The 17,852-nt window shown below is 64.7% G+C and carries 21 protein-coding genes; 7 read left to right on the forward strand and 14 right to left on the reverse strand.

Annotation, left to right across the window (positions count from 1 at the left end; translation table 11 throughout):
* Positions 1 to 187: 187 nt before the first annotated feature.
* Both CRJ03_RS16770 and CRJ03_RS16775 read left to right on the forward strand, forming a co-directional pair.
* Positions 188 to 1,102: an MBL fold metallo-hydrolase gene (locus CRJ03_RS16770; RefSeq protein WP_104020020.1), complete on the forward strand. Its 915-nt coding sequence runs from the start codon at positions 188 to 190 to the stop codon at positions 1,100 to 1,102.
* A 4-nt stretch (positions 1,103 to 1,106) separates the two neighbouring features.
* A complete protein-coding gene (locus tag CRJ03_RS16775) occupies positions 1,107 to 2,051 on the forward strand; it encodes an MBL fold metallo-hydrolase (RefSeq protein WP_104020021.1) in 945 nt (314 codons plus the stop codon).
* A gap of 99 nt (positions 2,052 to 2,150) precedes the next feature.
* On the opposite strand, the gene CRJ03_RS16780 is transcribed toward CRJ03_RS16775, so the two are convergent.
* The 13 genes from CRJ03_RS16780 to CRJ03_RS16840 all read right to left on the reverse strand — a co-directional run bounded on the left by CRJ03_RS16780 (position 2,151) and on the right by CRJ03_RS16840 (position 13,537).
* Positions 2,151 to 3,215, reverse strand: a complete 1,065-nt coding sequence (locus CRJ03_RS16780) for a YeeE/YedE family protein (protein WP_104020022.1) — start codon at positions 3,213 to 3,215, stop codon at positions 2,151 to 2,153.
* A gap of 100 nt (positions 3,216 to 3,315) precedes the next feature.
* The gene (locus tag CRJ03_RS16785) at positions 3,316 to 3,744 is read right to left on the reverse strand and encodes a DUF302 domain-containing protein (protein ID WP_104020023.1); all 429 of its coding nucleotides are present in this window, start codon (positions 3,742 to 3,744) and stop codon (positions 3,316 to 3,318) included.
* Between the two features lie 39 nt (positions 3,745 to 3,783).
* Positions 3,784 to 5,052: an NAD(P)/FAD-dependent oxidoreductase gene (locus CRJ03_RS16790; RefSeq protein WP_104020024.1), complete on the reverse strand. Its 1,269-nt coding sequence runs from the start codon at positions 5,050 to 5,052 to the stop codon at positions 3,784 to 3,786.
* A gap of 28 nt (positions 5,053 to 5,080) precedes the next feature.
* Complete coding sequence (locus tag CRJ03_RS16795; RefSeq protein ID WP_240611706.1) at positions 5,081 to 5,761, reverse strand: c-type cytochrome; 681 nt, start codon at positions 5,759 to 5,761, stop codon at positions 5,081 to 5,083.
* 25 nt (positions 5,762 to 5,786) lie between these two features.
* Positions 5,787 to 6,836, reverse strand: a complete 1,050-nt coding sequence (locus tag CRJ03_RS16800; protein WP_104020026.1) for a c-type cytochrome — start codon at positions 6,834 to 6,836, stop codon at positions 5,787 to 5,789.
* Positions 6,820 to 8,100, reverse strand: a complete 1,281-nt coding sequence (gene soxC, locus CRJ03_RS16805; RefSeq protein WP_104020027.1) for a sulfite dehydrogenase — start codon at positions 8,098 to 8,100, stop codon at positions 6,820 to 6,822. Before soxC ends, CRJ03_RS16800 begins: the two co-directional genes overlap by 17 nt.
* A 26-nt stretch (positions 8,101 to 8,126) precedes the next feature.
* On the reverse strand, positions 8,127 to 9,827 hold the full coding sequence (soxB, locus tag CRJ03_RS16810; protein WP_104020028.1) for a thiosulfohydrolase SoxB: 1,701 nt from the start codon (positions 9,825 to 9,827) through the stop codon (positions 8,127 to 8,129).
* A gap of 99 nt (positions 9,828 to 9,926) precedes the next feature.
* Positions 9,927 to 10,778 carry a sulfur oxidation c-type cytochrome SoxA gene (gene soxA / locus CRJ03_RS16815; RefSeq protein WP_104020029.1) on the reverse strand — a complete coding sequence of 284 codons (852 nt, stop codon included), beginning with the start codon at positions 10,776 to 10,778 and terminating at the stop codon, positions 9,927 to 9,929.
* Between the two features lie 28 nt (positions 10,779 to 10,806).
* Positions 10,807 to 11,136, reverse strand: a complete 330-nt coding sequence (soxZ, locus tag CRJ03_RS16820; RefSeq protein WP_104020030.1) for a thiosulfate oxidation carrier complex protein SoxZ — start codon at positions 11,134 to 11,136, stop codon at positions 10,807 to 10,809.
* 23 nt (positions 11,137 to 11,159) lie between these two features.
* Complete coding sequence (gene soxY / locus CRJ03_RS16825) at positions 11,160 to 11,576, reverse strand: thiosulfate oxidation carrier protein SoxY (RefSeq protein ID WP_104020031.1); 417 nt, start codon at positions 11,574 to 11,576, stop codon at positions 11,160 to 11,162.
* Positions 11,577 to 11,620: 44 nt separating this feature from the next.
* On the reverse strand, positions 11,621 to 12,091 hold the full coding sequence (gene soxX / locus CRJ03_RS16830) for a sulfur oxidation c-type cytochrome SoxX (RefSeq protein ID WP_104020032.1): 471 nt from the start codon (positions 12,089 to 12,091) through the stop codon (positions 11,621 to 11,623).
* A 117-nt stretch (positions 12,092 to 12,208) separates the two neighbouring features.
* Positions 12,209 to 12,787, reverse strand: a complete 579-nt coding sequence (locus CRJ03_RS16835; RefSeq protein ID WP_104020033.1) for a thioredoxin family protein — start codon at positions 12,785 to 12,787, stop codon at positions 12,209 to 12,211.
* 12 nt (positions 12,788 to 12,799) lie between these two features.
* On the reverse strand, positions 12,800 to 13,537 hold the full coding sequence (locus CRJ03_RS16840; RefSeq protein WP_104020034.1) for a cytochrome c biogenesis CcdA family protein: 738 nt from the start codon (positions 13,535 to 13,537) through the stop codon (positions 12,800 to 12,802).
* Between the two features lie 78 nt (positions 13,538 to 13,615).
* Between CRJ03_RS16840 and CRJ03_RS16845 the strand changes: the two genes are divergently transcribed.
* From CRJ03_RS16845 to CRJ03_RS16855, 3 genes are read left to right on the forward strand one after another with little or no spacing between them, the layout of a single operon-like run.
* A complete protein-coding gene (locus tag CRJ03_RS16845; RefSeq protein WP_104020035.1) occupies positions 13,616 to 13,978 on the forward strand; it encodes a thioredoxin domain-containing protein in 363 nt (120 codons plus the stop codon).
* A 27-nt stretch (positions 13,979 to 14,005) separates the two neighbouring features.
* Positions 14,006 to 14,320, forward strand: coding sequence for an ArsR/SmtB family transcription factor (locus CRJ03_RS16850; protein WP_104020036.1), 315 nt, complete (start codon positions 14,006 to 14,008; stop codon positions 14,318 to 14,320).
* 36 nt (positions 14,321 to 14,356) lie between these two features.
* Positions 14,357 to 15,406: a YeeE/YedE family protein gene (locus CRJ03_RS16855; RefSeq protein ID WP_104020037.1), complete on the forward strand. Its 1,050-nt coding sequence runs from the start codon at positions 14,357 to 14,359 to the stop codon at positions 15,404 to 15,406.
* A 97-nt stretch (positions 15,407 to 15,503) separates the two neighbouring features.
* Here CRJ03_RS16855 and CRJ03_RS16860 read toward each other — a convergent pair whose 3' ends face one another.
* Positions 15,504 to 16,538 carry a hypothetical protein gene (locus CRJ03_RS16860; protein WP_104020038.1) on the reverse strand — a complete coding sequence of 345 codons (1,035 nt, stop codon included), beginning with the start codon at positions 16,536 to 16,538 and terminating at the stop codon, positions 15,504 to 15,506.
* 123 nt (positions 16,539 to 16,661) lie between these two features.
* Between CRJ03_RS16860 and CRJ03_RS16865 the strand changes: the two genes are divergently transcribed.
* A complete protein-coding gene (locus CRJ03_RS16865) occupies positions 16,662 to 17,546 on the forward strand; it encodes a carbon-nitrogen hydrolase family protein (RefSeq protein WP_104020039.1) in 885 nt (294 codons plus the stop codon).
* Between the two features lie 82 nt (positions 17,547 to 17,628).
* Complete coding sequence (gene infA / locus CRJ03_RS16870; protein ID WP_005978431.1) at positions 17,629 to 17,847, forward strand: translation initiation factor IF-1; 219 nt, start codon at positions 17,629 to 17,631, stop codon at positions 17,845 to 17,847.
* Positions 17,848 to 17,852: the final 5 nt, after the last annotated feature.

The following is a 17,852-nucleotide window of genomic DNA, read 5'->3' on the forward strand; positions in this document are numbered from 1 at the left end:
ACGCATCTGCTAACCTCGCTTGCCGCTTATGCCGTCATTCGCACGAATGCGGGCCTTCCCGGTCACGGCCTGCTCCCCGACGGGCATGACTCTGCCGGGCGGTGTGTGTCCGCCGCATCCTCCTTGCTATTTGTCGCTCATCGTGAAATCATATTCGTATGTTTGCATTTAACGAACGGGGGGAGAGATGCGGATTACCAGACGCGAGCTCATGGTCGGGGGGCTGGCTGCGCTCACGGCGGGCGCGGGGCTGCGCGCCTTTGCCGCCACCGACATGGAACTCGGCACCGCGCGCCTGACCACGCTCAGCGATGGCAATCTCGTGCTGCCGCTCGATTTCCTCATCGGCGATCTGCCGCGGGGGCAGGCCACCGAGGCGCTCGCGCAGCACGGCATCACCGGCGACACGCTCACCCCGCCCTGCAACGTAACCCTCTACCGCGACGGCACAAACACGGTGCTGTTCGACGCGGGCTCGGGCCATGCCTTCATGCCCAGCGCGGGCCGTCTTGCCGATGCGCTTGACGCTGCCGGGGTCGCGGCCGACGAGATAACCCACGTGCTGCTCACCCATGCCCATCCCGATCACCTCTGGGGCGTGCTCGACGATTTTGATGATCCGGTCTTCGTCAACGCCACCCACATGATCGGGCAGGCGGAGCTGGACTACTGGACCGATCCTGCCACCGTCGACACCATCGGTACAGCGCGCGCCAGCTTTGCCGTCGGCGCGGCACGGCGGCTTGAGGCGATCGCGGACCGGCTTGAGACCTTCACCGGCGGACAGGAGGTGCTGCCCGGAATCCTCGCCCACGATACGCCCGGCCACACGCCCGGCCATATCAGCTTCGAGGTCCGACAGGACAGCACGGCGGTGATGGTGGTGGGGGACGCCATCGGCAACGGCCACCTTGCGCTGGCGCATCCCGACTGGGCCAGCGGCGCGGATCAGGATGCCGAACAGGGCATCGCCACGCGGCTGCGTCTGCTCGATCAGTTGGCCACCGACGGCATGGCGATGGTGGGCTTTCACCTGCCCGGCGGCGGGCTTGGCCGGGTGGAGCGCGCGGATGGCGCCTATCGCTTCGTGACGGAGGTGTGATCCGATGCGCAGCCTCTTCATAGCCGCCCTTTTCGCCGCCACCCCCGCGCTTGCCAGCGAGGATATCGCCGACCAGTATCCCGGCTCGCTGCTTTATTCCAAACCGGTGGAGTTCATCCCCGGTATCTGGTCCGCCATAGGCGCCACCGCGCCGCCCACCTACGAGAACGCGGGCCACAACAACAACCTGAGTTTCATCGTCACCGGCGAGGGCGTCGTGGTCATCAACGGCGGTGCCTCCTACGGGCTGGCCAAGGCCCTGCACGACGAAATCAAGGTGATCACCGATCAACCCGTGACCCATGTCTTCAACGAGAACGGGCAGGGCCACGCGATGCTGGGCAATTCCTACTGGGTGGAACAGGGCGTACCGGTGATCGCCCACGAGGATGCGCTGCACGAGATCGAGCGCTACGGCGGCTCGTCGCTGGAGGCCGCGCGCCGCGTCACCAAGGAACGCGCCGAGGGGACCGAGGTGGTGATGCCCACCGAAACCTTTGCCGGCGACTACCTGCTGGAGATGGGCGCGTATCGGATCGAGGCGCGTCACCTGGGCCCCGCGCACAGCCCCGGCGATATCGTGATCTGGCTGCCGGAACAGAGCCTCGTCATCTCCGGCGACATGGCGTTTCATGAGCGCATGCTGCCGATCTTTCCCGAGACGATCACGCGCGACTGGCTGGATACCTGGGATGCCGAGTTCGAGGCGCTAAACGCCACCTACGTAATCCCCGGACATGGCCACCCCACGAACATGGACCAGGTGCGTCGCTACACGAAGGGTTATCTCGAGTATCTGCGCGCGCGCATCGCCGAGCATCTCGATGCGGGCGGTGACCTCGCCGATGCCTATTACGTGGACCAGTCCCCCTACGCGCATCTCGACACGTTCGAGGAGCTGGCCACCAAGAACGCGGGTCGCGTCTACGAGCAGATGGAATGGGAATGAGAGCGGTGCTCGGGCAGAGTATTTGAACCAGGAAAAAGCCGGGCAATCGCGTGAACCGGAACGGGTTTCGTCTTGGCAGCAATACCCCCGGTGCGCCGTCTAACCCGGCGCTGCCCGCCGGGTGGGACGCAGCATCAGCAGATGCGTGGCCATCGCGCCCAGCCACATCGCGGTGACTGCGATCCAAGCTGTCAGCGCAAAGATCGCACCACCGGACATGCCCGCGCCCACGGCGCAGCCCCCCGCCAGCATCGAGCCGAACCCCATGAGCACCGCGCCCAGAAGATAGCGCTCCATCGGTGTGTCGGGGCCGAAGCGTTCGATCTTCCACTCGCGGGTGACAAGCGCCATCGAGGCGGCACCGACGAACACACCCGGCACCAACCCCACGCCGAATCCGAGGGGAAGCGAGGTGCTGTTGACCAGCCCCATCAGCGTGTCGGTGGAGGGGCCGGTGAAGGTGACCGAGGAGATCGCGATCACCTCGAAAGACGTCTGCGAGACCGCGTAGGTCGCGAGCCAGCCTAGTCCGATGGCCAATCCGACGCCCATCCCGGCCAGAACATGGCTCACCCGTACATGGCGCATCAGCGCCAGCATGACACCGGCCATCAGCGCCAGAGCGGCCAGCGTCGCCGCCGTGGCGTGCGTCAGGCCCAGATGCGCCAGCAGGTCACGCGCCTCGCCCCCCGGCACCGTCCAGAGCTGCGCCAGCCCCTCGCGTGCGGGCGAGAGGACCCCGCGCAGCGCCGATTGTGCCACAATGGTCAGGACCAGCCCGGTGATCAATGCGCGCAGGTTGCCCGTGGCGGAGAGCACCAGCAGGCGGCTCGCGCAGCCGCGCGCGAGGATCATGCCCGCGCCGAACATCAATCCGCCGATGACTGCCCCGGACATGCTACCGGTGGCGGCAAGCTGACGCGACTGGCTCACATCGAGAACCCCGATCGCGATGGCCCCCTGAACGGAGAGCACCCCGGCGGAGAACGCGATGAGCCAGATCGACAGGCGGGGGCCGAGATGGCGCTCGGCCACCTCGATTGTCGCTGCCCGCAGGCAAAAGCGCGAATGCTGTGCCGCCACCCCGAAGATCACGCCGACAAGCGCGCCGGCCATCGCCAGCACGGCCCCATCCCCGTAGGTGTCGATCAGTGTTTCCAGCATCGCGGGCCTTTCACATGGTCTTGCACGGGTCTGGCCTGCACGCGGCCTGCCTGCCTTGAGTCAGGTCAACCGGGCCGCCTGCGCGGCCCGGTCGGAGGCCTTATTCCAGCGCGTCTTGCACGATCTCGTCGAGAAACGCCTGGACCTTCTGCATCTCGCCCTCGGGGTAGGTGCGATAGCCCACCATCACCTCTCCCTCACGTTCCGCGACAAAGACGCCATAGGGGCAATGCGCGATGTTCATCGGGTCGGCCTCCATCACCTCGCGAGAGAGGGTGGCCGAGCAGAACAGGAAGATGTCCGCCGCTTCGAAGATCTTGACGTCGCTGCCCACATCCGTGCCGGTGCGGTTGAGCATGTCGCCCACATGGCTGGTGAGGTCGATCACCAGCCCCCGGTCGAGGATGGCGCTTTCGACCGCGAATGTCGCATCGCCGAATGTGCCGTTGAATGGATAGGTCACCGCCTCCTGCGCCATTGCGGGCAGCGCCATGAGGCCGAAAACCCCGGCCAGAATTGTCTGTTTCATTTCCTTTACTCCTTTATAAGACGGGCGTTCGCGCGCCGGTCAACTGAACATGTCCGTGGTGATCCCCGAATACCAACCCACCGATTCTTCGTAGGTGGCCTTGCGCGTCGCGGCGTCTTCGCCGGTCTGCGAGATGAAGCCGTCCACCTTGGCGATCTTTTCCTCCGTGGCCTCGTAGGTCGCGCCTACCTTGACGCCGTCATCCTCGGCGATGAGCGACCAGCAGGTGTTTGTGAACTTGGCCGGGAACACCTTGGAGCCCGTCAGCGCCCCGCGCACCGCCATTGCACAGACCTTGGCCTGTGAATTGGCGGCAAAGCCGGACTTGGGCATGTCGCCCTGCGCGGCGGCGTCGCCGAGCACGTGCACGTCCGGGTCCATCTTCGAGGACATGTCGGCGGCATTCACCGGGGCCCAATTCCCCTCCGTCACGCCCGCCATGTCGGCGATGCGCCCTGCCTTTTGCGCCGGGATCACGTTGCAGACATCGACCTGTTCGACCATGCCATCTATGTCGATGGTCATCGCCTCCGGGTCAACGCTCACGTTCTCGCCGCCGAAATCGGGGCCGATCCGCTCGATCATGCCGCTGTAGTGCCGCTGCCATCCCTCCTCGAACAGCGCCTGCTTGGAGAACTTGGGCTTGGGGTCGGCCACGAGGATCTTGGCGGTGGGGTTCACCTGGCTCAGCACATGCGCCACCATCGAGATCCGCTCGTAGGGGCCCGGCGGGCAGCGGTAGGGGTTGGGCGGGGCCACCATGGCAAAGCGCCCGCCCTCTGGCATGGCCATGATCTGCGCCTTTAGAAGCTCGCTCTGGGATCCGGCCTTGTAGGCATGGGGCATCTTGTTCTGCTCGGTCACGGACCAGCCCGGCACGGCATCCTCGACGAAGTCGATGCCGGGGCTGAGGATCAGCTTGTCATAGGGCAGAACCGCGCCGCCGGCGAGGCTGACTGTCTTGGAATCGCGATCCACGTCCACCGCCCAGTCATGCACCACGTTGATCCCGTATTTCGCGGCCAGGGTGCCATAGGTGTGGCTGATATCTTCGAGGTCAGTGAAGCCGCCGATATAGAGGTTGGAGAAATAGCAGGTGAAATAGCTGCGCGTGGGCTCGACCAGCGTGACGTCGATTTCGCCCTTGTTGTCGCGGGCGATATAGCGCGCGGCCGTGGCCCCGCCCGAGCCGCCGCCGATCACGACGACGCGTGGCTTGCCGTGCCCGTCAGCCAGCAACGCAGGCGCCGAGAGGGTGGCAGCCGCAGCGGTTCCAACGGCAATGAATTTGCGTCGGTTCAAAGTCACAATGTCTCCTCCCTTGAATGGCCCCCGATTATTCGAGGTCCTTGAAATAGGCCGCCAGCGCCGCGATCTCCTCGTTCGACAGGCGCCCGGCCATCATCTGCATCACCGGATGGGGACGCAGCTTTTCCTTGTAGGCGTGCATCGCCACAACGAAATCCTGCTCTGGCCAGCGGGTGATCGAGGGGATGCCCTCGGCGCTGCCATCGGCGCGGTGGCAACTCACGCATTCGCTGCTGAGATATTCGCCGTAGTCCGGGTCACCCTGGATCGCGAGGATCTCGGGGGCGACCGAATGATCGGTGCCGATAGCCGTGGGCGCGGCCTCGGGGATGTTTGCCGGGTTGTCCGAGAATTGGCGCAGAAAAGCTAGCAGATCAGCGCGCGCCTGGTCGTCCTTCAGGCCACGATAGCTCATCCGCGTCTTGGAGACGAGCGCGCGCGGATTGGCGATATAGGCGTCGAGCGTCTCCAGCGTCCATGTCAGCCCATCGATGCCCGCCCGCTCCATCGAGGCGGAATAGCGATAGCCCTCGTGCGCGGCTGCGCGCCGCCCGAAAAGGCTGTTGAGATGGGGGCCGATGCGGTCCTCGGCCCCATTGCCGACCTCGTGACAGCCCGTGCACGCGTTGAAGTGCCGCGCGCCCTTTTCGGCATCGCCGATCAGGTCTGCCCGAGTGCCGCCCGCGACGATCAGTGCGGCGAGTGTCAAGGCGGGCAGCAGCGGGCGCAACGGCCTATTCTCCGAAAGTCGAGAGATAGGCAGTGATGGCCGCGATATCCTCGTCCGAGCGCAGGCCGCCAAAGCCCATGCGCGTCCCATTCATGAAGCCGCGCGGATCGGCGAGGAAGGCGGCGAGATTCTCCTCGTTCCAGACCAGACCGTCGGCGGCCATGTCCTGAAGCGCGGAGGAATACTTGAACCCGTCCACCGCCCCTGCGGCGCGGTTCATCACCCCGTTGAGCTGCGGGCCGACACGGTTCTTGGCGCCGTCGCCCACCATGTGGCAGGCCTTGCATTGGCGAAACACCTTTTCACCGGCGGCCACCAGTTCGGGATCGGGGGCGGCGGCGGTCTCCGGCTCGGCGGCAGCCACCTCGACAGGCGGTTCCTCGGCGGCGGGGGCGGCGGCCTCCTCCGCCTCGGCGCCCGCTTCCTCCGGCGTCACGTCGAGGACGGCGGCGCGCATCGTGATCTCGACGCTGTCCTTGCAGTTTTCCATGCACGGCTCGCCATGCCAGGTCGCGTATTCCGTTTCGGCGCGGTCATCGACGATGAAGCCGTCCGCGTTGGGCATCTCGAATTCGGCGAAGTTCTCGTGGCTGAGCACGAAATCGTCCTCAACCAGGAAGTTGGAATAGAGGATATAGGCGGTGATCGCGTAGACATCGTCGGGGCTGAGCGATTGCGCATTGCCGAAGGGCATCGAGCGGTTCACGTAATCCCAGACCGTCGAGAGATGGGGCCAGTAGGAGCCCACGGTCTTGAGCGGGTCCTCGTTGGCCAGCGTGCCTTCGCCGCCGGCGAGCTTGGGCCAGTTGCCCACGCCTTCTGCGAAATCCCCGTGGCAGACCGCGCAGTTCTCGATGAACACCTGCTCGCCGGTCCACACGTCGCCCGACCCTTCGGGCAGGCCGCGCCCGTCGGGCATGACATTCACATCCCAGGCGGCGACCTCCTCGGGCAGCGCGGGGCGGCCAAGGCCGTATTCGCCCGACCAGACGGCTGTGGCGGTGACGCTGATGGTCAGGCCCGCGACCAGGGTAAACTTAAGAAACCTCGACATTTTCCGCCTCCCCGTTCGGTCGCACCCACCATGTCTGGATACAGTTGTTGTGATAGATCGAGTTGAGCCCGCGCACCTCGCGTAGCTGCGCCTTGGTGGGCTGGATATAGCCGGCCTCGTCCATCGCGCGGCTTTGCAGCAGCATCTCCTCGCCGTTCCACTCGGTATCGAGGTAGAACCGGGTCAGCGCCTTGGCCTCGCCTTCCTTGGCCAGCCGGGCGGTTTCCCACGTCTTGCCGCCATCCTTCGAGACATCCACGCGGGTGATGGCGCCGTGACCGGACCATGCGAGGCCGGTGATGACGAGCGGGCCCTTGCCGTGGGTGATCGGCGCTTGCGGGCTGGGGCTCGTGACGACCGATTTGGCGTCCATCACCCAGGTCCATTTGCGGCTTGTGCCGTCGGCCAGCGTATCGGTGTACTTGCTGGTTTCCTCGCGGCTTTCCACCGGGCTATTGGTCACCTCGATCCGGCGGATCCACTTGACCCACATGTTGCCTTCCCAGCCCGGCACGACGAGGCGCACGGGGTAGCCATGCTCCTTGCGCAGGGCCTCGCCATTGGCCTTGAACGCCACGAGGCAATCGCCAAGGGCCTTGCCCATCGGGATCGAGCGGCCGTTGGAGGACGCATCCGCGCCCTCGACATAGACCCACTTGTCCTGCAGATCGCCCGCCACGTCGAGCCCGGCCTCTTCCAGCAGGGTGCGCAGCGGCACGCCGGTATATTCCATGTTGTGGATCATGCCGTGGGTGAACTGCGCGCCGTTCAATTGCGCACCCGCCCATTCCATGCCGGTATTGGCGGCGCATTCGCAGAAATAGACGTGGTTCTCGCGCGGGAAGCGTTCGAGATCGGCATAGGTGAACACGAGCGGCGTATCCACCAGCCCGTTGATCATCAGGCGATAATCCTCTTTCTTCAGATCAATCGCACCCGAATGGTGCCGCTCGAAGGCGCAGCCCTGCGGTGTGATCGTGCCGTCGAGCGCGTGAATCGGCGTGAAGTTGATCGAGGAGATCGTGTCGGCGGTCAGCCACTCGACATTGCGGCGCACCACGTCGGATTCGTACTCGATGGGCAGGCCATAGGGCGTGGCATCCACCCCGTCACCCAGCCCAGTGGCCCAGGGCTGCACCTCGGTGATGAGGGGATCGGGACCAGCCTTCGCCGCACCCGCCGTCACCGCCCCCGCCGCCGCAGCGACGCTGCCGCGCAGGAAAGCGCGGCGCGAGGTCGATTTGCCCTTGAAGAATTCAGACATTGCCAATGCCTCCTTTCAACATGCTCTTACGCGCCAATAACCTTGACGCTCTCGTTCGGTGCGACACGCACGGTGCCCTGCTTGCGGATATGGCTCTCGACCACGTCCCAGATCTGCGGCCCCTCGGTGCCCTCGTTGACGCTGGCCCAACCGGCGACCACGTAATTCTTCTCGGGGTGGATGGCCTCGCCGGTCTTGAGCAGTGTCATGTCGCTGATCCGGCTGCCCTGCGGCTGGTTGATGTCGATCCGGTAGCCCATACCGCCGATGCGCACCATGTCGCCGCCCTGCTGGTAATAGGGGTCGGGGTTGAAGATGTTGTCGGCCACGTCCTCGAGAATGACCTTGATGAATTCGCCGGTCATTTCCGAGCGATACGCCTTGCCATAGGTCATCGAGGTGACGTTGAAGATGTCCTCGCGGGTGATGTCCTGCCCGGGGATGAGGCTCGGACCCCAGCGCACGCCGGGCGACATGGCGATATCCGCCTCGCGCTCCTCGATCAGCGCCTCGCAGATGAGATCGTCCCACGATCCGTTGAAATTGCCGCGCCGGTAGAGCAGGCTTTCGGTCTGGCCGATCACCTCTTCCAGCTCGGATTTGAACGGTGCGCGCTCGGCGTCGATGAGCGCGGCCACCTCCTTGTCCGGTGCGATCACGTCCGAGAAGATCGGGATCAGCTTGTGGCGGAAGCCCATCATGCGGCCATCGCGCACGTCGAGATCGACGCGGCTGACGAATTTGCCGTTGGAGCCGGAGGCCACGATGATCGTCTCACCCACCAGCACCGGCTCGGGCAGGGCGTCATGGGTGTGACCCGACAGGATCACGTCGATACCGCTGACGATGCCCGCCATCTTCTTGTCCACGTCAAAGCCGTTATGGCTGAGCACGACCACCAGGTCGGCCCCTTGCCCGCGCACCTCGTCGACCATGTCCTGCATGTTCTCGTCGCGGATACCGAAAGAATATTCGGGGAACATCCAGCCCGGGTTGGCAATCGGCATGTAGGGGAAGGCCTGACCGATCACGGCGATCTTGGCGCCGCCCCGCTCGAAGAACTTGTAAGGAGGGTAGAGATCCGAGGCGGGCTCGTCCCATTCGGCGTCGAAGATGTTCTGCCCGAGCGCGGCGAAAGGCAGGCCCTCGACCAGTTCCTGCATCCGGGCGGAGCCCAGGGTGAATTCCCAGTGAAAGGTCATCGCATCCGGCTTGAGCGCGTTCATCACGTTGACCATGTCCTGCCCCTGCGTGTGGTAGCAGGTGTAGGAGCCGTGCCAGGTATCACCGCCGTCGAGCAGGATCGCGTCAGGGCGATCGGCGCGGATTGCGTTGATGACTGTGGCCATGCGGTCCAGTCCACCCACCTTGCCATAGGCCTGCGCGAGGGCGCTGAAATCACCTGAGGACAGGGCGTAATGCGACGGGCTGCCATCGTCGATGCCGTAGAGCTTGCGGAAGTCGGCTCCGGTGACGTGCGGAACGGCACCTTTGTTGTCGCCCACGCCGATATTGATCGACGGCTCACGGAAGTAGATCGGCTTAAGCTGTCCGTGAATGTCGGTGATGTGGATGAGGCTCACATTGCCGAATGTGTCGAACTGCAAAAGTTGGTCCTGCGTCAGCGCCTGTTGCGCGGCCAGCTTGGCCCAGTTGCCAAAGGACGATGCCCCAAGGATGGCCGACGCGGCCATGCTCGTTTGAAGAAAATCGCGACGCGAGATCATGTCGGGCCTTTCCACGTTCCGCATGAAACCCATGCGGTTTTTTGAATGTTTCAGCTTGAAGAAAACCCCGCACGGGCAGCGCCCGGCGGGGTTCTCGAATCAGTTGCGGACCGACGGTCCCTCGACCGACAGGCCATTGCCGCGGCTCGCGACGTAGAGTTCCAGCGCCACGAATTCGGGGCTGCCGGGCTTGTAGGTCTCGGCGCGGGTGTCGCGCACGCAGCCCTTGAACCGGGCATGCACCGAATTCAGCTTGGTGTTTTTCAGCCGATAGACCGGGAAGCCGTTGATCTGCCCCTGGCTAAGATGGTCGGCGCGGATCATGCGGCCGTAATTGTCCTCGTGACAATTGGCACAGCTCAGCTCCAGTTGGCCGGTACGAGTGTAGTAGAGTTTCTTGCCCTGCTCCCACGTCTCGGCCACCGGGCCATCAGTGGCCACGTTGACGGGCAGACCGCGCGAGACCGAGGAAATCAGTGCCACCATGCTCGTCATGTCGGTGCCGGTATATTTCAGCGGCTCGGCCTGCATGTTCTCGGTGCGGCAGGCATTCACCTGCATCTCCAGCGTGCGGACCTCGCCCGCGGTCTCGTTCCACTTGGGATAGACCGCGCGCACGCCCTTCATGCTGTCCTCCACGTCACCGTGGCAGCTTGCACAGGATTTGCCTGCCTCGCCCTCGACCTCGTCCCAGGCCGCCATCGCGTCCTCGACGAAGATCATGCCGGGATTGTCGAAATCGTCCGACTGCATGGCCCGGGTCTCGGTGCCACGGAAGTGCCAGCCCGAGATCACCTCGGGCAGGGCGCCCTCGACCACCGCAGAGGGTTCGGTCCAGGTGGTCATCTCGATCTCGCCATTGATGGTCAGCTTATCCTCGGCGGGCTCGGCCCAGGCCGCCCCCGCCGTGATCGCGCCCAGTAGCGCCGTTATGGCTGCGGTTCTTTTCATGTTCGTCCCTCCCTGACGATGAGGCCGATCAGGCCAGCGCGACGCTCTTGGTCTCTTCGTAGACGGAGCCGTCGTCGTCGTACCAGGTGAACTTGAAGTCACCGGCATCGGGCACCACGGCCTCGAATTCGAAATACGGGTTGGTCGAGATCGCGGGCTCCATCGCCACGTCGACGACCATCTCGCCGTTGTACTCGCAGGTGAAGCGGTGGATGATCGAGCGCGGGATGGTGTTGCCATCCTTGTCCTTGCGCTGGCCCGATTCCATCGGGTGGCTGATGAGGGTCTTGATGGTAACCACCTCACCGGCCTTGGCTTTGCGCGGTGCTTTCACGCGGGGTCTGACGTTGTCTGCCATTGTCCTAGTCTCCTGTCTCTGCCTCAGCCGCCGCAGCCGCCGATGGTGACCTTGACGTTGCTCGATGCCTTGGCGAACGAGCCGTCCTTCATCTTGGCGATCGCCACCACGTCCTGCGTTCCGGCCAGCCGGATGCGGGTCGAGGCGCTCTGCGATCCAGCCAGCGGGCCGAATTTGAACTCGGCCACGCCGGGCGTCGGATTGCCCGTTGCCAGCACAAGAATCGCCTCGGCGCCGGGCGCATCCACCTCGATCGGCACGGTATTGCCGTTCTCGGCGATCTCGGGCGCGGTCAGGGTGATGCCTTCGCTGCCCATTTCCGCCCCGCCGGTGAACTCGGCGATCCGGTCCTCGGCGGCGGCGGTCGCCCGCATCGGCAGGCCGAAGGCCACGAACGCGCCCGCCCCCATCACCATCACGCTGCGTCTTGTCAGTGTCATCTCGTCTTTCTCCTTTACAGGCCGCCCGGCGCGCGGGCGCGGTATCATTCCTTGAGGGTCAGCAGGTAGGCGACCACATCCTCGATCTGCTGTGCGGTCAGAAGCGGGCCAAAGCTGTCGTCTGCCGCGTCGCCGGTATAGGCGTTGCCAGGGCGGATGAACCCGTCGACCTTGTAGAAGGACGGCATCATCGAGCCGGGGAACATCATCTTGGCGTTGGTGACGATGCCGCGCAGTTCCGCCTCGCTCCAGCGGTCGCCGACCCCGTCGAGGGGCGGGCCGATTTCGCCCTGAAACGGAACGTCGCTCATCTCGGTATTGACGTGGCACGCCACGCAATTGCCGAGTGACTTCGTCCCGACCACCTCGCGCCCCCGAACCGGATCGCCAGGTTGTCCGGTCAGCGACTGCGTCACAGCGCCTACCTCGAAGGCCACGTTGCCGGGCGCAACCTCCGCCGCCGCGGCGCCCGAGGCCGCACAGGCGAGGGCCAGGGTAATAATATTGCGTCTCATGCGTCCTCCCTAACACATTCAGAATTCAGTATATCATAGAACACAAACGCGTGAGCACACAACATTAAATTCTGATTATTGAATTTGATGTATTCGCGCGCTCATGTTTGGCCGTGTTCACTCCGACTTAGCGGCAGCGCGCTGCTCGATCATCCGTGCGTGATACCTCTGAAAATCCTCATCCGTATCAAGCGCGTATCGCTCTTCTCTCACCCATGTCAGCAGGTCGAGCGTAGTCTGTGGGCCGAATGCGCCGGGCATCATCGCCACCGCTGCCTCGGCCGCGGTTTGCCCCTCCGGCACCTCCTCGGGCAGGAACAGGATCGACGGAGTGAACAGCAGGCCCCACTTTCGCGTGGCCTGTTTTTCGCTCAGTGATTCCCCGTCGAAATCGGTCACCTCGATATCGCCGTGCAGGTTGATCTGCACCACGAAATAATTCTCGCGGATATAGTCTGCGATCTCGGCGCGCGGAAACACCTCCTCGTGCATCTTTGTGCAGTAGATGCAGCCGCGCTGCTCCACGATCAGCATCAGGCGCTTGCCCTCGGCATTGGCCTCGGCAAGATCCTCACGCAAGTCCTTGAACGTCTCGCGCATCCAGTCGGTCTTGTGCAGCCCGTCATCGCCAAGCTCCGCCGCGGCGACCGGCACTGCTAGCAGGAGCGCCGCCATCAGGCTCAGGAATCGTGTCATGTCATCTCCTCCCTAGATTTTCTGAAAGACCGGAAAGGCCTCGAGCATCCATTGCGCGATGTAGTTGACGCTGTCGGTGGCGATCAGAACGGCAAAAACGATTAGCAATGCGCCCATCGCCTTCTCCACCACCGGCAGGTATTGTCGAAATCGCGCAACGAAGCGCAGGAACGGCCCGATGAACAGCGCCGCCACCATGAACGGCGTTGTCATGGCAAGCCCGAAGACAAGCATCAGCCCCAGCCCCTTGATCGCCGTGGCCTCGGTGCTCGCGGTGAACACCACCGCAGTCAGCACGCCGCCCACGCAGGGCGTCCAGCCGGCGGCAAAGGCAAAGCCGACGAGATATGCGCCCATCACCGACATGCCCTTGGTCTCGCCCGCCTCGATCTGGAACACGCGATTGAGAAAGCCGATGCGCAGCACGCCCAGGAAGTGCAACCCCATCACCAGTACGATGAGCGCAGCCACTGCGCGAAATTCTGTCTGATGCGCGCGAAACGCCTGGCTCAGCCCGAAGGCAGCAGCACCCAGAAGGACGAAAACCGTGATGATCCCCGCCGAGAACATCACCGAGGCGGCGAAGGCACGCGCCCGCACTCCCGCTGGAATGGCGCCTTCAGCCGTTACCGCAGAGACAGACGCCCCCGCCATGTAGCTGAGGTAGAACGGCACGATCGGTAGCACGCAGGGCGAAAAGAACACCACGAGCCCACCAAGAAAGGCACTCAGCAAGGAGACATCGAACATCAGGGACCCCGGGAAGGTTGCAACAGATTCACATTCAAACTATCATATGTTTTTGAACATCCGTCAATCGGAGCGCCCATGCGCGTGCCCGTCCTCATTCTCGGTCTGATCCTAGCCACCCTGCCCGGCGTGCCGCACGCGGCGGAATTGCTGATGGTTGAGCGGCACGGCTGTCACTGGTGCGAGCGCTGGAACGCCGAGATCGGCCCGATCTATCCCAAGACCGACGAGGCCACCCGCGCGCCGCTGCGCCGCGCGCAGATCAATGACCTGCCGGAGAATGTCGAGTTCACCTCGCGGCCAGTGTTCACGCCCACCTTCGTGCTGATCGACGACGGGCGCGAGCTTGGCCGGATCGAGGGCTACGCAGGCGACGAGTTCTTCTGGTTCCTGCTCGGCCAGCTTCTTGACGCGCATCCCAAGGCCACGTCCCTGCCGTGACCCCACCCAATTGACGGACCTGAGCCGATGGACATCACCCCGCAAAGCCTTGACGATTTTCACCGCCACGCCTGCAACGCGGCGGAGTTTCTCAAGGCGATCAGCCACGAGGGGCGGCTGATGATCCTGTGCTACCTTGCCACCGGCGAGAAATCCGTCTCCGAGCTTGAAACGCTGCTGTCCGCGCGGCAGGCGGCGGTGTCGCAACAGCTTTCGCGGCTGCGACAGGAGGGGCTGGTCACTCCGAGACGTGAGGGCAAGACGATCTATTATCGTTTGACAGACGAGCGCACCAGGAGAATGCTCTCGGTGGTGTATGACCTGTTCTGCCACACTGCGTGACAGGGGTCGTGGCGCCGGGCGGAGGGAGGAAGCGTAATGGCCACCGACATTCCCGATCCGATCCTCATCGCGCTGGTGGCGTTCGGTGGCGGTATCCTTCTGGGGCTTGCGGCCCGGATCGGGCGGTTCTGTACGCTGGGTGCGATCGAGGACCTGCTCTACCAAGGTAGTGACACGCGCCTGCGGATGTGGGGGCTGGCCATCGGCTTTGCCGGGGTGGCGGGGTTCGGCATGGCAGCGCTGGGCCTCTTCGACATCGGCGCGAATGTCTACTGGCGCACGCCGTGGTCGCCGCTTGCCAGCGTGGTTGGCGGGCTGCTCTTCGGCTATGGCATGTCGATCGCCGGGAATTGCGGCCACGGTGCGCTGGCGCGGCTGGGCGGTGGCGATCTGCGGGCCTTCGTCATCGTACTGGTGATGGGCATCTCGGCCTATGTCATGATGTCGGGTCCGCTGGCGGCGCTACGCGTGGCCCTGACCGACGCCACCAGCCTTGGTTGGCAGACCCGCAGCTATGCCGAGGTTGTGTCCACGCTTACCGGGCTACCGCTGGTCTGGGCAGGGCTTGGCCTGTCGTTCGGCATCGCGGTGATGGCGCTGGCGTCGGGTCCGTTCCTCGCCAATCGGCGCGCGGTGTTTTGGGGCTCGGCAGTCGGACTCGCCATTGCCTCGGGCTGGGCGGTGACCTCGCATGTGGCTACCCACGGCTTCGCCCCGCAGGAGGTGATCTCGCACACGTTTTCGGCCCCGCTGGGAGATACGATCCTCTACCTGATGACCGCCAGCAGCGGAACCGGCATCAGCTTTGGCGTTGCCTCGGTTTTCGGCGTGCTGGCGGGGGCGCTCCTGGGCAGTTTTGTCCAGGGCCATTTCCGTTGGGAGGCGTGCGAGGACCCGCGCGAACTGCGCCGCCAGATTCTCGGCGGGGTTTGCATGGGCTTTGGCGGGGTGATCGCTGTGGGCTGCTCGATCGGGCAGGGCATGTCGGCGTTCTCGGTGCTGGCGCTGAGCGCGCCGGTCACGTTGGCTGCCATCTTCGCAGGGGCGGCGCTCGGCCTGCGGCAACTCATCACCGGCTTTGCGTGAATGCCTGGAACTGCGGGGCGAACTGGTCTTTGGCCGATGCCAGGATACCATAACCGAGCGGGACAAGACACCCTTCCCCCTTGTCGCCGTCCAGGCTTCACCCCCCGCAGATACCCTGCAGACGCAGCCAGTTGCCGTCGCTCAGGATGGGGGGCAGATCGGCGTCACGCGCGAAGGGATCGGCCTCGATCAGGCCGAGGACCGTCTCGCCGGTGATGTCGCGGGCATAGGCGTAGGGCGTGGCGCGTACCTGCCAGCGGGCAAACCCAGCGATCAGCGCATCGTTGGGCGGCGGTTCAGGCGGGTTCCTGAGCAACGCTTCGGCATGGGCGCGCAAGGTCTCGTCGCTGAGGCTTCCGGTGGCCATTAGCCGAAGCACCTCCCACAGCCCGGCGTCGGCCAGAAGCCGGTCGAGCGGGTCGCGGGCTTCGGCGCGCAGATGTGCCGCGATGATGTGACCGGCCACCGCGTCCGGCGTGTCGTGATCCTCGACAAGATCGGCGTTGACAAGCGTTGTGCCGCCGGTCAGCCGCAGCGCGTCACGGACACCGCTGCGCACCACCACGAGCCGTGCGCGCCCATCTTCCGGCGGCAGCCGTTGTTCCAGAGCGGCGACTGCACCCGCGCCGCCCGGCGTCCGGCAGGGCGGCCCTGTCACCCGGAAGACGTGATCGAGCAACGCCTGCCCAATCTCGGTGCGCTTGGCCTCCGGCACGACGCGCAACGCGTGATCGCGCGCGGCCCCCGGGAGCCAGAGCGTGACAACCAGAACCACCGCCAGAAGGCTCACCGCCATCCCGGCAAAGCGCAGGCGCCCAGGTCTTGGCCGTTGGCGCGCGATGGCGGTGCGCAGGATCTCGATGGCGGCAATCATCTCGTCCTCGCCCTCGGCGATCTCAAGCGTCTCGCCGGGATCGGCATCGGGGTGATAGAGCGCAGGGGACGCACCGGGATTTGCACGGGCTATGGCCGCCAGTGACCAGTGCGCCTGCACGCGGTCGCGCATATCGGTGATGGTGAGCGTCGCCTCGCCGAGCGACACGACGACATCGAGCCGCTGTGCGCCCGGCTCAGGCCGCCACAGCCCCGCCGCCTCTAGCCGCTGGTATTTCCGGAGTGCCGTTCTTCTCATGTGCCGGGCTGCCCTGCCTCGTTCGCGTGAGCGTAGCACGGTGCGGCACATGGCGGCAATTGCTCGACGTGCCCGCATGCGGGCGATATGGAAGGAAGACACCACAACCCGGAGTCGACCGCCATGAAGATCGCCACCGCCGCCTATCCCCTCGATCCGCTCAGCCAATGGGCGGAGTATGCCGCGAAGCTGTCGGACTGGGTGGGCCGGGCGGCGGCCGAAGGTGCCGATCTCGCCGTCTTTCCCGAATACGGGGCGATGGAGCTTGCGATGCTTTCGGGCGCGGAGGCCGCGGGTGACCTGGAGCGGTCTTTGCACGCAGTCGATGCCGTGATGACGGATGCGGGCGATCTTCATGCCGATCTGGCTGCGCGCCACGGGCTGCACATCCTCGGTGCATCGGCCCCGGTCTTCGATTCCGCACTCGGCGACCGGCCTGTGAATCGCGCCACGCTCTACACCCCGACCGGCGCGCGTGGGCATCAGGACAAGCAGATCATGACGCGTTTCGAGCGCGAGGAGTGGGGCGTGGCGCCCGGCGGGCCGCTGCGGCTCTTCGACACTGCGCTTGGGAAAATCGGCGTTCTGATCTGCTATGACTGCGAGTTTCCCCTGCTGGGCCGCGCGCTGAGCGACGCCGACCTGATCCTCGCCCCGTCCTGCACCGAGGCGCTCACCGGCTATTCCCGCGTTCGCATCGGTGCGATGGCCCGCGCGCTCGAGGCGCAATGCGTCACCGTCATGGCCTCGACGGTGGGGGATGCGGCCTGGTCACCGGCGGTTGATGCTAATACCGGCATGGGCGGCATCTTCGGCCCACCCGATACCGGCTTTCCGCCCACCGGCGTGATCGCCGAGGGCACGCTCAACCGCCCCGGATGGACCGTGGCAGAGGTGGACCTCGGCACCGTCGCTCATGTGCGCGCCGATGGCGTCGTGCTCAACCGCCGTCACTGGGACGATCAAGCCGGTCGTGACGCCACGGTCACACCCGTGCGCCTGCGCTGATTAGACCTTGAAAATCGCGGGAAACGGGCGCATTTAAAGGCGCGTTCCGCACGAGGGCGGAATTTATGTGCAAGGAGAGACCATGGCCAAGGAAGACACGCTCGAATTTCCCGGTGTCGTCAAGGAACTCCTGCCGAACGCGACATTCAGGGTCGAGCTTGAAAACGGCCATGAGATCATCGCGCACACGGCAGGCAAGATGCGCAAGAACCGGATCCGGGTTCTTGCGGGCGACAAGGTACAGGTGGAAATGACCCCCTACGATCTGACCAAGGGTCGGATCAATTACCGCTTCAAGTAAGCGCG

This window comes from Roseovarius nitratireducens, assembly GCF_002925845.1.
Classification (GTDB): Bacteria; Pseudomonadota; Alphaproteobacteria; order Rhodobacterales; family Rhodobacteraceae; genus Roseovarius; species Roseovarius nitratireducens.

Excerpts from the sequence above, each read along its gene's own strand:
- CRJ03_RS16770 (WP_104020020.1), top strand. The coding sequence starts at position 188 with ATGCGGATTACCAGACGCGAGCTCATGGTCGGGGGGCTGGCTGCGCTC.
- CRJ03_RS16775 (WP_104020021.1), top strand. The coding sequence starts at position 1,107 with ATGCGCAGCCTCTTCATAGCCGCCCTTTTCGCCGCCACCCCCGCGCTT.
- CRJ03_RS16780 (WP_104020022.1), bottom strand. The coding sequence starts at position 3,215 with ATGCTGGAAACACTGATCGACACCTACGGGGATGGGGCCGTGCTGGCG.
- CRJ03_RS16785 (WP_104020023.1), bottom strand. The coding sequence starts at position 3,744 with ATGAAACAGACAATTCTGGCCGGGGTTTTCGGCCTCATGGCGCTGCCC.
- CRJ03_RS16800 (WP_104020026.1), bottom strand. The coding sequence starts at position 6,836 with ATGTCGAGGTTTCTTAAGTTTACCCTGGTCGCGGGCCTGACCATCAGC.
- soxC (WP_104020027.1), bottom strand. The coding sequence starts at position 8,100 with ATGTCTGAATTCTTCAAGGGCAAATCGACCTCGCGCCGCGCTTTCCTG.
- soxB (WP_104020028.1), bottom strand. The coding sequence starts at position 9,827 with ATGATCTCGCGTCGCGATTTTCTTCAAACGAGCATGGCCGCGTCGGCC.
- soxA (WP_104020029.1), bottom strand. The coding sequence starts at position 10,778 with ATGAAAAGAACCGCAGCCATAACGGCGCTACTGGGCGCGATCACGGCG.
- soxZ (WP_104020030.1), bottom strand. The coding sequence starts at position 11,136 with ATGGCAGACAACGTCAGACCCCGCGTGAAAGCACCGCGCAAAGCCAAG.
- soxY (WP_104020031.1), bottom strand. The coding sequence starts at position 11,576 with ATGACACTGACAAGACGCAGCGTGATGGTGATGGGGGCGGGCGCGTTC.
- soxX (WP_104020032.1), bottom strand. The coding sequence starts at position 12,091 with ATGAGACGCAATATTATTACCCTGGCCCTCGCCTGTGCGGCCTCGGGC.
- CRJ03_RS16835 (WP_104020033.1), bottom strand. The coding sequence starts at position 12,787 with ATGACACGATTCCTGAGCCTGATGGCGGCGCTCCTGCTAGCAGTGCCG.
- CRJ03_RS16840 (WP_104020034.1), bottom strand. The coding sequence starts at position 13,537 with ATGTTCGATGTCTCCTTGCTGAGTGCCTTTCTTGGTGGGCTCGTGGTG.
- CRJ03_RS16845 (WP_104020035.1), top strand. The coding sequence starts at position 13,616 with ATGCGCGTGCCCGTCCTCATTCTCGGTCTGATCCTAGCCACCCTGCCC.
- CRJ03_RS16850 (WP_104020036.1), top strand. The coding sequence starts at position 14,006 with ATGGACATCACCCCGCAAAGCCTTGACGATTTTCACCGCCACGCCTGC.
- CRJ03_RS16855 (WP_104020037.1), top strand. The coding sequence starts at position 14,357 with ATGGCCACCGACATTCCCGATCCGATCCTCATCGCGCTGGTGGCGTTC.
- CRJ03_RS16860 (WP_104020038.1), bottom strand. The coding sequence starts at position 16,538 with ATGAGAAGAACGGCACTCCGGAAATACCAGCGGCTAGAGGCGGCGGGG.
- CRJ03_RS16865 (WP_104020039.1), top strand. The coding sequence starts at position 16,662 with ATGAAGATCGCCACCGCCGCCTATCCCCTCGATCCGCTCAGCCAATGG.
- infA (WP_005978431.1), top strand. The coding sequence starts at position 17,629 with ATGGCCAAGGAAGACACGCTCGAATTTCCCGGTGTCGTCAAGGAACTC.